At 38.2% G+C, this 14758-nt stretch carries 11 protein-coding genes and 1 riboswitch; of the genes, 3 read left to right on the forward strand and 8 right to left on the reverse strand.

Features of this window, described 5'->3' with window-relative positions; translation table 11 throughout:
- Positions 1-175: 175 nt before the first annotated feature.
- The 6 genes from polA to ACERCF_RS07505 form a co-directional block, all read right to left on the reverse strand.
- Complete coding sequence (gene polA / locus ACERCF_RS07480; protein WP_373625177.1) at positions 176-3034, reverse strand: DNA polymerase I; 2859 nt, start codon at positions 3032-3034, stop codon at positions 176-178.
- 118 nt (positions 3035-3152) lie between these two features.
- Positions 3153-4556: a YdgA family protein gene (locus ACERCF_RS07485; protein ID WP_373625178.1), complete on the reverse strand. Its 1404-nt coding sequence runs from the start codon at positions 4554-4556 to the stop codon at positions 3153-3155.
- A 170-nt stretch (positions 4557-4726) separates the two neighbouring features.
- The gene (trpA, locus tag ACERCF_RS07490) at positions 4727-5536 is read right to left on the reverse strand and encodes a tryptophan synthase subunit alpha (RefSeq protein WP_373612203.1); all 810 of its coding nucleotides are present in this window, start codon (positions 5534-5536) and stop codon (positions 4727-4729) included.
- A gap of 1 nt (position 5537) precedes the next feature.
- The gene (gene trpB, locus ACERCF_RS07495) at positions 5538-6728 is read right to left on the reverse strand and encodes a tryptophan synthase subunit beta (RefSeq protein ID WP_373625179.1); all 1191 of its coding nucleotides are present in this window, start codon (positions 6726-6728) and stop codon (positions 5538-5540) included.
- A 52-nt stretch (positions 6729-6780) separates the two neighbouring features.
- The gene (locus tag ACERCF_RS07500; protein ID WP_373612201.1) at positions 6781-7533 is read right to left on the reverse strand and encodes an SDR family oxidoreductase; all 753 of its coding nucleotides are present in this window, start codon (positions 7531-7533) and stop codon (positions 6781-6783) included.
- A gap of 228 nt (positions 7534-7761) precedes the next feature.
- On the reverse strand, positions 7762-9306 hold the full coding sequence (locus ACERCF_RS07505) for a Na+/H+ antiporter NhaC family protein (RefSeq protein ID WP_373625180.1): 1545 nt from the start codon (positions 9304-9306) through the stop codon (positions 7762-7764).
- 120 nt (positions 9307-9426) lie between these two features.
- Positions 9427-9596: riboswitch (Lysine riboswitch) on the reverse strand.
- A gap of 137 nt (positions 9597-9733) precedes the next feature.
- Here ACERCF_RS07505 and ACERCF_RS07510 point away from each other — a divergent pair.
- Both ACERCF_RS07510 and purU read left to right on the forward strand, forming a co-directional pair.
- Positions 9734-10153, forward strand: coding sequence for an H-NS family histone-like protein (locus tag ACERCF_RS07510; protein WP_373625181.1), 420 nt, complete (start codon positions 9734-9736; stop codon positions 10151-10153).
- A gap of 72 nt (positions 10154-10225) precedes the next feature.
- Positions 10226-11062, forward strand: coding sequence for a formyltetrahydrofolate deformylase (gene purU / locus ACERCF_RS07515; protein ID WP_373625182.1), 837 nt, complete (start codon positions 10226-10228; stop codon positions 11060-11062).
- A gap of 32 nt (positions 11063-11094) precedes the next feature.
- On the opposite strand, the gene ACERCF_RS07520 is transcribed toward purU, so the two are convergent.
- The gene (locus ACERCF_RS07520) at positions 11095-11721 is read right to left on the reverse strand and encodes a SanA/YdcF family protein (protein WP_373625200.1); all 627 of its coding nucleotides are present in this window, start codon (positions 11719-11721) and stop codon (positions 11095-11097) included.
- A gap of 320 nt (positions 11722-12041) precedes the next feature.
- On the opposite strand from ACERCF_RS07520, the gene metX reads away from it, so the two are divergent.
- Positions 12042-13115, forward strand: coding sequence for a homoserine O-acetyltransferase MetX (metX, locus tag ACERCF_RS07525; protein WP_373625183.1), 1074 nt, complete (start codon positions 12042-12044; stop codon positions 13113-13115).
- An 81-nt stretch (positions 13116-13196) separates the two neighbouring features.
- Here the strand turns inward: metX and lysS are convergent, their stop codons facing one another.
- Positions 13197-14699: a lysine--tRNA ligase gene (gene lysS / locus ACERCF_RS07530; RefSeq protein WP_373625184.1), complete on the reverse strand. Its 1503-nt coding sequence runs from the start codon at positions 14697-14699 to the stop codon at positions 13197-13199.
- Positions 14700-14758: the final 59 nt, after the last annotated feature.

Consider the following 14758-nt stretch of genomic DNA (forward strand, 5'->3'; position numbering starts at 1 on the left):
CTGTTCGGTTTTTGTGATGAAAGTTATCGGCTCTCTAAGCTACACAACGAAGTGCTTTCAAGGGACGAGACGAGATGCCGATAACGGGTTGTGTTGCTTAGTTTAACTCATTTGAGATATACAAGACCCGTCCCTACACACAATTATTATTTAGAACTTTGCTAAACTCTATACACTAATGCGCCTCGTCCCAGTTATCGCCAATGCCCACTTCTGCAATTAGTGGCACTTTAAGCGAAATCGCTTTTTCCATTTCAGCTTTAATGAATTGGCTATATTGCTCTAGTTTATCGGCTTTTACTTCAAACACTAATTCATCGTGTACTTGCATAATCATCTTGATTTCATCATTACCACAAATCGCCTTATCAATGCCGATCATCGCTACCTTGATAATATCTGCTGCTGTGCCTTGCATTGGGGCATTGATTGCTACACGTTCTGCGGCTTTACGCAAAATCGCATTGCTTGATTTAATATCTGGCAGATATAAACGGCGACCAAACAAGGTTTCCACATAACCTTTTTCAGCCGCAACTTCACGAATATCCGTCATAAACAGCTGTACTGCAGGATAGCGTTGGAAATAGAGATCCATATATTTTTGAGCTTCAGCTCGCCCAATACCCAGTTGGTTTGAAAGCCCGAATGAAGACATTCCATAAATCAGCCCGAAGTTGATCGCTTTGGCACTGCGGCGTTGATCGCTCGTTACTTCATCTAATGCTACACCGAAAATTTCTGCCGCTGTTGCTCGGTGAATATCTTTGCCCTCTGCAAATGCGGTGATCATTCCTTCATCATTCGCTAAGTGAGCCATAATGCGTAGCTCAATTTGGGAATAATCCGCAGCTACAATTTTATAGCCTTCTCGTGCCACAAATGCTTGGCGAATACGTCTGCCTTCTTCATTTCGGATCGGAATATTCTGTAAGTTTGGATCGCTTGAAGAAAGTCGCCCCGTTGCCGTTACCGCTTGGTTGTATGAAGTATGCACTCGCCCTGTTTTTTTGTTAATAAGCTGTGGCAGTTTGTCCGTGTAAGTTGATTTCAGCTTACTTAAGCCACGATGTTCCATTAACAATTTCGGCACAAGATGACCTTGTTGAGCCAGTTCATCTAACACTTCTTCATTGGTTGATGGCGCACCTTTTGGCGTTTTCTTCAACACAGGCAAGCCTAATTTATCAAACAAGATTTCTTGTAGCTGTTTGGTTGAAGCAAGGTTAAACACTTGTCCTGCTTCTGTGTGGACCAGCTGCTCGACTTCACTTAAGCGTTTTTCAATTTCTGCCGATTGCGTTAATAATTTTTTCGGGTCAATCAAAACACCATTGCGTTCAATACGAGAAAGCACGCTAACTAACGGCATTTCAATTTCATTAAACAATTTTACCAATTCAGGCTCTTGTGCTAATTTTTGCCATAGCATTTGGTGTAGTTTCATCGTTACATCAGCATCTTCTGCGGCATATTCCGCAGCTTTGCTGATCTCAATTTTATCAAAGGTCAGTTGATTTTTGCCTTTGCCCGCTAATTCTTCAAACGGAATGGTTTTATGCCCTAAATAGCGGTAAGCCAAATCGTCCATATTATGACGACCTGTGCTGTTAAGCGTGTAAGATTCGATCATCGTATCAAATTCAACGCCTTGTAATTCAATGCCGTAGTTAGCAAAAATGGTTAAATCATATTTGATGTTCTGCCCGATTTTTTTGATCGAACCATTCTCCAAAATCGGCTTAAGTTGAGCTAAACAAGCGGTCAAATTTAACTGATTTTTTACTAATTCATCGCCTATTTCACTCGTTGAATCTTCACTCTCACCAAACATATCAGCTTGTTGTGGCTGTACTTTTTGTTTATGACCAAGCGGAATATAGCAAGCCTCGCCATTTTCAACAGCAAAGGAAATGCCTACTAAATTGGCAGACATAGAGTCTAAACTATCGGTTTCAGTATCCACCGCAATAATATTTGCTGATGTGAGTTTTTCAATCCAAGCAGCTAATTTTGCTCCTGTATCCACCGTTTCATATTTGCTACGGTCAATAGCGATAGGTTCTGCAAAATTTTCCTCATTTTTAACCGCTTGTGTTGCTTGGTAGTTATTCGGCACTTTCTCCGCTGGCGTTTGAGTAAGCGGATTTGCATTATGATTGACTTCATTTAACCAACGCTTAAATTCGTAATGTTCAAATAATGTGGCAAGCTCCGCACGATTTTGTGGCTGTGTTAAAAGCTGATCGTGAGTAAGCTCTAATTCCACATCGGTTTTGATGGTGGCTAACAGATAAGATAAATCCGCATTTTCTTTTTCTGCCTCTAACTTCGGCGCAAAATTTTTTGCACCACGAAACGAAAGTGTCGCAATTTGATCTAAATTTTCATAAATCTGTTTGAGCGAACCAATCCCTTGTAATAACGCTAATGCTGTTTTTCCGCCTACGCCTTTTACACCCGGGATATTATCGGCAGAATCCCCCATTAAGGCTAAGAAATCGATGATCAACTCAGGCGGAATGCCGTATTTTTCGATCACGCCTTCACGGTCAAGCAAGGTATTATTCATCGTGTTAATCAACATAATGTGATCGTTCACCAGTTGTGCCATATCTTTATCGCCCGTGCTGATTAACACGTCTTTTCCATCTTTGGCTGCTTGTACCGCTAATGTGCCGATCACATCGTCTGCTTCCACCCCCTCAATCGAAATCAGCGGAATGCCTAAGGCTTTGATGATAGCGTGTAACGGCTGAATTTGAGCTCTGAGCTCATCGGGCATTGGTGGGCGGTGCGATTTATATTGCTCAAACAATTCATCTCGGAAGGTTTTGCCCTTTGCATCAAACACTACCGCAATATGGCTTGGGTTTACTTGTGAAATCAGGCTTTTTAACATATTCAACACGCCATACATCGCCCCTGTTGGCTCACCATTGCGATTAGTCAGCGGCGGGAATGCGTGAAATGCTCGATATAAATAAGAAGAACCGTCCACTAGCACCAGTGGATTTTTTGCGATAGTTGCCATAAAAAATCTCTTGAAAATCAAATAAATATTGGCGTTATTATACAAGAATAGTGAAAGAAAGGGATAAAAAAAGCGTATTTCAGTCATAGCTAAAATACGCTTATTATTTTATTGAGTATTATTGCCCGAGAGAACCCATTCCCATCATAATCACAAATAACGCCATTTGGATTTCATCTTCAGTTAATTCACGACCATTTAAGATTAATTTTTCATTCTCAACTGATAATTCAATCTTCACATTGTTTTCATCTACTTTTCTCAAACCATTTTCAGCTTCTGCGTTTGAAAAGACAGCATCAACTTGTTGTTTGGCAACCGCTTTCGCCTCTTCTTCGCTTAATTTCTCTTTTACCATCGAGATTTGGCGAATAATATCTTCTGCATATTGACGGTTTATATTTGAAGTAAATTTACTCGTTGAAAGTGCTTTTAATACCTCTTGCGTATTGACTATATTTTGCGGATCAATTTGAGCGATATTCAATAATAGTGCTAAATCAACTTTACCTTTGCCATTTTCAAACGAGAAATTATTAAGATGGAACTTCACCGATTTTGCCAGCAACTGCATTAAAAGTTCTGTTGTTTGCGGATCTTCAAATCCTTCAGGTCTAGATAATAGTGGGGTAATATCATTGGTTAATTTGGCATCGAAATCATATGCCATATCCATTTTTAATTTACCCATTTCAACACCTTCAATGTTAAAAGATGCTGCCTCTAAATCGCCCGTAGACACTACACGATCACCTTTTAATAAGCTATCGCCTTTAACCACAATATCTTTTATTTGCGATAACTCGCCCTCTTTAGACTTAAATTCAATAGCTTTAACTTTACCACTGCCTTTTCCTAAGGTTAAATGTGGATAGCTTTCATTGTTCTCGGTTTGCATTTCATAAGAAACACCTTGAAGTTGCAAATCAAGTTCTTCTGCTGTTACTTTGACATTATCTAACTCAACGCTGCTATCAATTCCTTTCGCTTTCTGATCATAGCTATATTGCATCTTAATTGGTGTTGTTTCAAGAACACCTGTTTCATCACTATATTTAATTGGAGAAACATCAAAATACCCTTTCACATCGCCCGAATAGCTGATATTAGCCACACCAGAACCAATATGTTCTCCCATTAATTTTTTAAATGGTTCAGGGGCTTGGAGTTTGCTTTCTGCACTCATCATTACAGGTGCAAGATTAAGTTTCGCTAAGCGATTAAGCGGTAACGGCCCGTGATGAAGTTTATCATTACCGATAAAGTCTAATTTTTCTCCATCACCAAAATCCACTTCTAAACGATATTTCGCATCAGAGCTAAAGAAATGGCGATCAATCTGCACATCTTTAAGCTCAATATTTGCACCGAATTCATTACTTACTTGTTTAAGTTGATTATTTGCTGTAGCGACTAATTCTTGATATTTCTCTTCAACTTGTTTACCTGTGTACCAGCTACCGCCAACTACAGCTACACCAAGTACCGCGACTACTGAAAGAGCAATTTTACTTAATTTCATAATGTTCCTTTTAAATGTTAAAAAATAGTTACGCCGTTAGATTATCATTTTTTATAATTTATTCAACTTAAAAATAGATTTCAGATTTCTAAGAAATATTAAGGCGGATAAATTATCCGCCCAATAAATATCATAATTGCAAAATTATTTAAAAAGATGGCCGCTTGTTATTATCTTCTGCTTGCTTCTTTCATTGATTTCACAAACTCCGCCAACTCTTTAAGCAAATTGGCTTGATTGTCTAAATTACGTTCAATAATTTTCACAATCGCAGAGCCTGAAATTGCACCGTCAGCACCAAGTCGCAAAGCATCTTTTACTTGTTCCGATTTAGCAATACCAAAGCCTTGTAAGATTGGGGCAGCTCCGGCTTGCTTTAAACTTTCCACTAAATTATCTAAATTACTTGCGTGAGCTTGGTTTTCGGCACTGGTTACACCTGCACGAGAAACTAAATAAGTGTAACCTTCGGTTAATTGTGCAATACGTTCAATCGTATTTTCATCTGCATTTGGCGGACAAATAAAGACAGGCTGAATACCATATTTTTTAGCCGTTGGGACGAATTCTTCTGCCGCTAAAATAGGTAAATCCGCAATTAATACGGCATCAACGCCTGTTTGTTGGCAGCGTTGGAAGAATCTATCTGCACTTGGCACAAAAATTAAGTTCGCACAAAGCAATAAACCGATTGGAATGTCAGGATATTTCGCTCGAATTTTTGCGATTAACTCAAAGCAAGCATCTGTGCTATAACCTGCGTCTAATGCACGCTTGTTTGCGGCTTGAATAACTGGCCCGTCTAATAATGGATCTGAAAATGGGAAGCCTAATTCTAACGCATCTGCTCCATTGGCAATCATCGTTTCGATGATTTCAAAACTACGGTCGAAGTCAGGGTCGCATAAGGTTACAAATGGAACGAAAGCTCCTTCGTTTTTTGCCTTTAAGTTGTTAAATAAAGCATCAAAACGGCTCATTTTACTCTCCTCCATTTAAAATTTTATCGACCGTGAAAATGTCTTTATCGCCACGCCCTGATAAATTTACTACTAACAACTGCTCTTTTTCAGGATTTTGCTTAATCAATTTCAAGGCATAAGCCAATGCGTGTGAAGATTCTAATGCAGGAATAATCCCTTCATTTTTAGCAAGAGCTTGGAAAGCCTCTAACGCTTCTTGGTCAGTAATAGAAACATATTCTGCTCGCCCTGTTGCATTTAAATAAGCGTGCTGAGGCCCAACCGATGGGAAATCCAAGCCTGCGGAAATAGAATAAGATTCTTCAATTTGTCCGTCTTTATCTTGCATAATAGGCGATTTCATACCAAAATAAATACCCGTTGTACCGTGCTTAAGCGGTGCACCGTGTTCGCCTGTTTCAATGCCTTTACCTGCCGGCTCTACACCAATTAATTTCACTGATTTTTCTTCAATAAAGTCTGCAAACATACCAATCGCATTAGAACCACCACCCACAGCCGCAATCACTGCATCTGGCAAGCGGTCTTCTTTTGCTAGAATTTGGCGTTTGGTTTCTTCGCCAATCATTTTTTGGAATTCACGTACTATTGTCGGAATTGGGTGAGGGCCTGCTGCCGTACCAATTAAATAATGGGTAGTCTCATAGTTCGCTGCCCAATCACGCATTGCCTCACAGCAGGCATCTTTTAATGAGCAAGAGCCTTTCTGAACAGGTATCACCTCTGCTCCCATCAAATGCATACGGAATACATTTGGCGATTGACGTTCCACATCTTTCGCCCCCATATAGACCACACAAGGCATACCCAGCATTGCACAGGCAAGAGCAGTTGCCACACCGTGCTGCCCTGCTCCTGTTTCAGCGATGATACGGGTTTTGCCCATACGTTTTGCCAGTAAAATTTGCCCTAGCACTTGGTTGGTTTTATGGGCTCCACCGTGTAATAAATCTTCACGTTTTAAATAAAGTTTGGTATTCGTGCCTTTAGTCAAGTTACGGCAAAGGGTCAATGCTGTTGGTCGCCCTGCGTAGTTTTTTAATAAATCGGCAAATTCTGCTTGGAATGTTGGATCTTGTTGAGCATCAACAAAAGCCTGCTCTAATTCTTTGAGTACAGGCACTAAAATTTCGGGTACATACATACCACCAAATTCGCCAAAATAAGGATCAAGAAGTGTGTCTGACATAATATTTCCTTTTCTATTATCTACCCCTCTCCCATTGGAGAGGGGTATTAAATTATAAATTTCTAGCTACATTCAAGGCTGATGATGTTTGAGCCACCGGCATTACTTCAACTCGGTTAATATTAACGTGTTCCGGCTGTTGATTTAGCCAAAGCACAATATTAGCCACATCTTCAGGGCGAACAAATTCGACATTTTCATAAATTTTTGCGGCTTTCTCATCATCGCCTTTAAAGCGAACGTTGGAAAATTCTGTTCCTCCACATAGGCCTGGCTCAACGTTAGACACTCGCACTTTTGTACCCGCCAAATCGGCTCGCAAATTTAAGCTAAACTGTTTTACAAAGGCTTTCGTGCCACCATACACATTACCGCCTGGGTAAGGGTAAGTTCCTGCAATCGAGCCGATATTAATAATATGACCAGAATTTTGTTCCACCATTTCAGGAAGAACTAAACGGGTCATTGTGACTAAACCTTTAATATTAGTATCGATCATTTGATACCAATCATCTAAATTTGCTTTATGAGCAGGCTCTAAGCCTAGTGCTAAACCTGCATTATTAACCAATAAATCAATCTTTCGCCAACCTTGAGGGCGGCTGTTTAAGGCTTTTTCAACTTCCGATGAGTCTTGAATATCAAATGCAAGCGGTAGAAAATTATCGCCAAATTGCAAATGTAGCTCCTTTAAACGCTCGGCTCGTCTGCCTGTGCCAATCACTTTATAGCCTGATTGAAGAAGTAATTTACAAATTGCTAAACCAAAACCAGCAGTTGCACCTGTTACTAATGCTGTTTTCATCTTTTTCCCCTTAAAAATAAAATGTACTATTATAGTAGTACAAAAAAATTAAATTGCAAGAAATAATATAACCTATAAACGAAAAAAGCGTACCATAAAGGTACGCTAAATACATAGGAGGATCTTATTTTAAGATTTATATAACACAACATTCGATATCCATATCTTGAGTTGCATTCTATACCATAAAGAAATTTAATTCTGTGATTGCCTTCACATTTTTAGAAATTAATCTTTATTTTTCTGCTTTTTTGCTTTAAATATTAAAATTAAAACTGCCATCACTGCTGCTGTTGCCACAAATCCGAATAAAGCAGATTGCGTGAAACCTACGACTAAGTAGCCAACAATAGAAGCAGCAGCAACCAATAACGCATAAGGCAACTGAGAAATAACGTGATCCATATGGTTACATTGCGCTCCTGTTGAAGACAATATAGTGGTATCTGATACTGGCGAGCAGTGGTCTCCGCATACTGCTCCAGCCATTACTGCCGATAAGCACGGAATGATTAATGCAGGATCAGTATGAACCGCCATTGCCGCACCAATTGGTAACATAATACCAAATGTTCCCCAGCTTGTACCTGTTGAGAATGCCATAAATGCGGCTAATACGAATAAAATCGCCGGTAAGAAACCTGCGGCGATATGCTCGCCAACTAAACTAGATAGATATTTACCCGTTTGCATATCGCTTACTACACCGTTGATTGTCCACGCAAAGAATAAGATAGTAATTGCACCAGACATCATTTTTACACCTAAACCATAAGCACGAACGTAATTTTTTAGTGAAATATAACCGCTTGCCATAATACAAATAGTGGCAACAATAACTGATGCTAAACCGCCTACTACTAATGAAATGCCTACGGTGGTATTTTCAAAAGCACCTAAAATAGAGAATGGCGAACCTGCTTCGGCTAACGCATCAGCCCCCGTTTTGATCATCATTGCAACTGTAACCACAATTAAGGTAATAATCGGGAATACTAAATTACGCATACGACCTTTAACTTCAATAGCTTCTTCCTCTGTTTCTGCTAAAAGTTCGGCTTGGCGTTCAAAACGAGCCATTGAGCCAATATCAAATGAGAAATATGCTACAAAGAACACCATAATCATTGCAAAAATTGCATAGAAGTTCATCGCACTCATTGTCATAAATGCACCAAGTGGTGAATAGCCTGTGATTGAGTGCGTTGCTAATAAGCCAGCAATTAAAGTAATAATATAAGCACCCCAGCTTGAAATCGGCATTAATACACACATTGGTGCTGCAGTTGAGTCAAGAATATAGGCTAATTTTGCACGAGAAATACGGAATTTATCCGTTACCGGACGAGCTATAGCCCCTACCGCTAAACTGTGGAAATAGTCATCAATGAAAGTAAAGAAAACTAAACCTGCTGCCATTAATTTAGCACCACGTTTGCCCTTTATTCTTTTTTGCGCCCAATTTGCAAAAGCTTGGTTACTGCCTGAAATGCTTAATAAAGAAGTTAATACACCTAATAAAATTAAGAATAAAATAATATTAATGTTGTTAGAATTTAAACCTTCTTCACCGCCTTTATAGACTAACGAAACAACGCTATTTTTAATATAAGTAAGAGCATCAAGGAAATTGCTATTGGTTAGCATAAATGCACCAAAAATAATCCCGATGCTTAATGAAATGATCACTTTACGTGTAACAATTGCCAAAATTAATGCAATCAACGCTGGTAACACCGACCAGAACGATGTGGAATAATCAACTAGATTCATAAAACCTCTAAAATGACTTTGTATAATTTGTATATAAGAATAATAGCCAAACAAGAGATGTACTGAGATATTTATAGAAATAAATAAAAGGAAGGAAATATGAAAAAAACAAAAACCCACCCTAACAGTAGCACTCCGTAGCATTTACTACGACAGTGTCGTTTCTTTCGAGAACGACCCCAACCAATTAAGATGACGCTTAATTGATTTCGGCAAGTCCACCTTTCCTTTTTCTTCATCGTTTTCCACTCCGAAAAAATACTTATTGAATTTGCACCTCTACATTTTGTAGGACGGTGTAAAGATACCACGAATATCCTAAGATATAAAGCCCTCTTTTTATTTATATTTATTTACCTTAAATATCTTTTAATATATGATAAATAAGAATAGAATTAACCTCGTTACTAATACATAGGAGAATACAATGTCAGATTTAAAAAGCCTTTTAAATATTCGTAGCTTAAGAGTATTTGCTAAAGATTTAGCACTTGAACAATTAAAGTCACTTGCTGAAAAGTTAGATACTATTATTGCTGAAAAAGAAGAGGAAATTAGAAAAGAAGAGCAAGAAAGAGCTAAACAGTTAGAAAGTTTAAATAAATATGCTGAAATGTTAAGACAAGATGGGCTTTCTATTGATGAATTAGCTCAATTATTAGCAGATAAAGTAATTAAAGGTCGCAAAACACCTAAAGAACGCAAAGCAGTTGCTCCTCGCCCTGCTAAATATAAATTTGTTGATGCAGAAGGTAATGAAAAAACTTGGACAGGTCAAGGCAGAACACCAAAAGTATTGCAAGAAGCTCTTGATAAAGGCAAAAAATTAGAAGATTTTGCTATTTAATTTATTATTTAATAAAGATTAGATATGAGAGAACTCTAATTGAGTTCTCTTCTTTTTATAACAGGAAATCAAATGCTTGAGCATAAAATATTATTAACTGAATGCCCTGATGATACAGGATTAGTGGCTAAAATCACCAATATTTGTTACAAACACCAATTAAATATTATTAAAAATTCTGAATTTGTGGATAATGAAACTAAACGTTTTTTTATGCGTACTGAGTTAAATGGTATTTTTAATGATAAAACATTACTAGCCGATCTTGAATTTACTTTACCTGAAGGTTCTATTTATAAATTATTACCAAAACAGAGAAAGCGAGTTGTTATTTTAGTAACTAAAGAAGCTCACTGTTTAGGCGATTTACTAATGAAAAACTATTACGGTGGTTTAGATGTAGAAATTGCGGCGGTAATTGGTAATCACGATACATTAAGAGAGTTAGTTGAACGCTTTGATGTGCCGTTCCACTTAGTTAGCCACGAAAATTTAACACGAGTTGAACACGATAAACTATTAGCCGCTAAAATTGACGAATACGCTCCAGATTATATTGTATTGGCAAAATATATGCGTGTGCTTAATCCAGAATTTGTGGCTCATTATCCAAATCGTGTTGTCAATATTCACCACTCTTTCTTACCTGCATTTATTGGAGCGAAACCCTATCAACGTGCTTACGAGCGTGGGGTAAAAATTATTGGTGCAACCGCTCATTTTGTAAATGATGAATTAGATGAAGGTCCAATTATTATGCAAAATGTGATCAACGTTGATCATACCTACACGGCAGAAGCAATGATGCGAGCAGGACGAGATGTGGAAAAAACGGTTCTTAGCCAAGCATTAGAACTCGTTCTTTCCGATAAAGTTTTTGTTTATAAAAACAAAACCATTATTTTATAAAATAAATAGCCAGTTATTAAAAACTGGCTATTTTATTTAGAGGGAATGTCTTCCAACGTTTCAGGGGTTTTACCAATTAATAAATTAAATAGCATTACCGTTCTTGCTACAATCTCCCTTAATCTTACTTGATAAGCCCCTTCAGGATATTTCGCTGCATAACAAATTGCGTCAATATTTTTAAATTTAGCAATAAATAAAGCTCTCTCACAATGGAATTTCTGCGACACAATGATAAACGGTGGTAATTTATATACTTCAGTTGCTCTTACAATCGAATCGAATGTAGTGTACCCAGCATAATCTTGCTTAATTTGTGGCTGAGGAACCCCCATTTTTAGCAAATCATTAGTCATTGTTTTTGGCTCATTATAATAAGGGGTTTTATTATCGCCACTGACTAAAAGTTTATTTACTTTTTCACTTTTCACTAATTGCTTTGCGGCTTCTAAGCGGTATTTGTAATATTCATTAATTACGTTTTTTGAATAAAATTTCGCCGTACCAAGTACTACGGCATAATCCCTATGCGGCAGATCTTTAATCTCGCTGTAGACTTTATCCCGTACGGCATAGCTCGTTACTGAATCTACAATTAATAAGGTTGCAATGCCTATTAAATGTAAGCTCACAAGCACTTTTATGCCAAACTGTTTGATTTGATGAAAAAACGGCAATTACCTAACCTCTTAAGCTTCGACTTCCTATAATTGACTTTATTTTTATTACTTGAGCAATGAGTATATTACAGACAAGTAAAATTGTCTGATCGTTCAATCAATTTATGCTATTTCAGCGTATTTGTTAAGTCCTAAACCCTATTTATTGCACTGAAAACTTAAAATTTTTAGCCGTTTAAAAATCTAGACGTTTAGACGGCTAAAATTTCTTGACAATTAACAGTAACACCGTTAATTTAACCATATTATTACTATTACAAGCGGTTAAAAAAGCATAAATTTTTGCAAATAAGGATTCTATGGCTCAGCATATCACACTTTTTGAGGAAACGCCTTTATCCCTTTCATTCGGTGGCGAACTTTCCCCTATTACAGTGGCGTATCAAACTTACGGCGTATTAAATGCAGATAAAAGCAATGCGGTGTTAATTTGCCACGCCTTAACCGGCGATGCAGAACCTTATTACGATTCTGCCACCGAGAAAGGCTGGTGGCAGGATTTTATCGGCAAAGGCTTAGCCTTTGATACCGAAAAATATTTCTTTATTTGTAGTAACGTTCTAGGTGGTTGTAAAGGTACAACCGGTCCTACCTCCATCAATCCACAAACCAATAGACCTTACGGCAGCCAATTTCCAATTATTACCGTTCAAGATATTGTTAATGTACAAAAAGCCTTAATTGATTACTTAGAAATCCCTGCTCTCCACGCCGTCATTGGTGGCTCTTTTGGTGGAATGCAAGCCACACAATGGGGAATTAGCTATCCTGATCAGGTGCGTAATATTATCAACCTCTGTTCATCAATAACCCTTAGTGCTGAAGCGATAGGGTTTAACCACGTTATGCGTCAAGCAATTATTAACGACCCTCACTTCAACGGTGGCGATTATTATGATGGCATTGCCCCCGATAATGGCTTAAAAATTGCCAGAATGTTAGGAATGCTTACCTACCGCACCGATATTCAATTAGCCAAAGCCTTTGGACGAGAAACCAAGCAACAAGGGCAAATTTGGGGCGATCATTTTCAAGTAGAATCTTATTTAAGCTATCAAGGCACCAAATTTTTAGGGCGTTTTGATGCGAATACTTACCTTCGCTTATTAAGAGCCTTAGATCTATATGACCCTGCTCTTGGCTATGAAAACGAAGAAGCTGCACTAAAACGCATTAAAGCGAATTATGTGTTTGTCGCCGTTACCAGTGATCAGCTTTTCAAACAAGTTGATGTTTATAAAAGCAAACAGAAATTAGAACAAGCGGGTGTTAATTTAGAATTCCACGAATTCCACTCTGATTTCGGGCACGATTCATTCTTAGTCGATTATGATTTCTTTGAACCAATGATTAGAAAAGGGCTGGAAAAGTAATTTGCATTTTTTATAATAAGAACGACCGCTTGTAATAGCAAAAAAGCACACCGAAGTGTGCTTTTTGTCGTTTTATACTTATTATTTCTGACGCATTGCAGGGAATAAAATCACATCACGGATTGACGGAGCGTTCGCAAAAATCATTGCTAAGCGGTCAATACCTAAGCCTTCGCCTGCTGTTGGTGGTAAACCGTGTTCTAGTGCTACGATAAAGTCTTCATCTTTAAACATTGCTTCATCATCGCCCGCATCTTTTGCCGTCACTTGAGCATCAAAACGCTCTGCTTGGTCTTCCGCATCATTTAGTTCTGAGAAACCGTTACCAATTTCGCGTCCACCAATAAATAACTCGAAACGATCTGTTACTTCAGGGTTTTCATCATTACGGCGAGCAAGTGGCGAAATTTCTGCAGGGTGTGCCATTAAGAACGTCGGCTGAATTAACTGATGTTCTGCCACTTCTTCAAAAATTGCATTCACAACAGAACCTAAGCCCCACGATTTTTGAATTTCAATGCCTAAACCTTTTGCAATTTCAACAGTTTTCTCAAAGTTATCTAGATCTTCACGTTTAATGCCGTTGCCGTATTTCACGATTGCATCGTGCATTGTGATACGCTCAAACGGTTTGCCAAAATCAAACACATATTCACCATAAGGCACATCTGTTGTACCAAGAATATCTAACGCTAATTGACGTAACAACTCTTCGGTGTTATCCATTAAATCGTGGTAATCCGCATAAGCTTGGTAGTATTCAATCATCGTAAATTCCGGGTTGTGGCGAACAGAAACCCCTTCGTTACGGAAGTTGCGGTTTAATTCAAATACACGCTCAAAACCGCCTACCACTAAGCGTTTTAAATAAAGTTCCGGTGCGATACGCAAATACATATCCACATCTAAGGCATTATGGTGCGTTACGAAAGGTTTTGCTGCTGCACCGCCCGGGATTACTTGTAACATTGGTGTTTCCACTTCGATGAAATCTCTGTCTAAGAAGAATTTGCGAATGCCTGAAACCACTTGTGAGCGGATCATAAAGGTACGGCGTGATTCTTCGTTAGAAATTAAATCTAAGTAACGCTGACGATAGCGAGTTTCTAAATCGGTTAAACCGTGATGTTTATCCGGTAATGGACGTAACGCTTTGGTTAAAAGCTGAACTTCTGAACAACGAACGGTTAATTCACCTGTTTTAGTTTTAAATAGCGTACCTTCAACGCCGATAATATCGCCTAAGTCCCAAAGGCTTACCTTTTCTTCGTAAACACTTTCAGCTAAGTTATCACGAGCCACATAAAGCTGGATTGCACCGCTAACATCTTGAATGGTAAAGAAAGAGGCTTTGCCCATTATACGTTTTAGCATAATACGGCCAGCAACTTTTACTTGAATATTTTGTTCTTTTAATGCTTCGCCTCCCACTTCATCATATTGAACGTGTAAATCTTTCGCTAACGCATCGCGGCGGAAAGTATTTGGAAACGCGTTACCCTGCTCACGAATTTTAGTTAATTTCTCACGGCGGGCTAACATTTCCCCATTTAGATCTAATTCTTGATTTTCTACTTCAGACATTGAATTACCTTAGATTTCAAAATTTGGATAAATAAAACTGGTCGATTATACGTTATTTT

The sequence above is a fragment of the Mannheimia kashgarensis genome (assembly GCF_041807705.1).
Classification (GTDB): domain Bacteria; phylum Pseudomonadota; class Gammaproteobacteria; order Enterobacterales; family Pasteurellaceae; genus Mannheimia.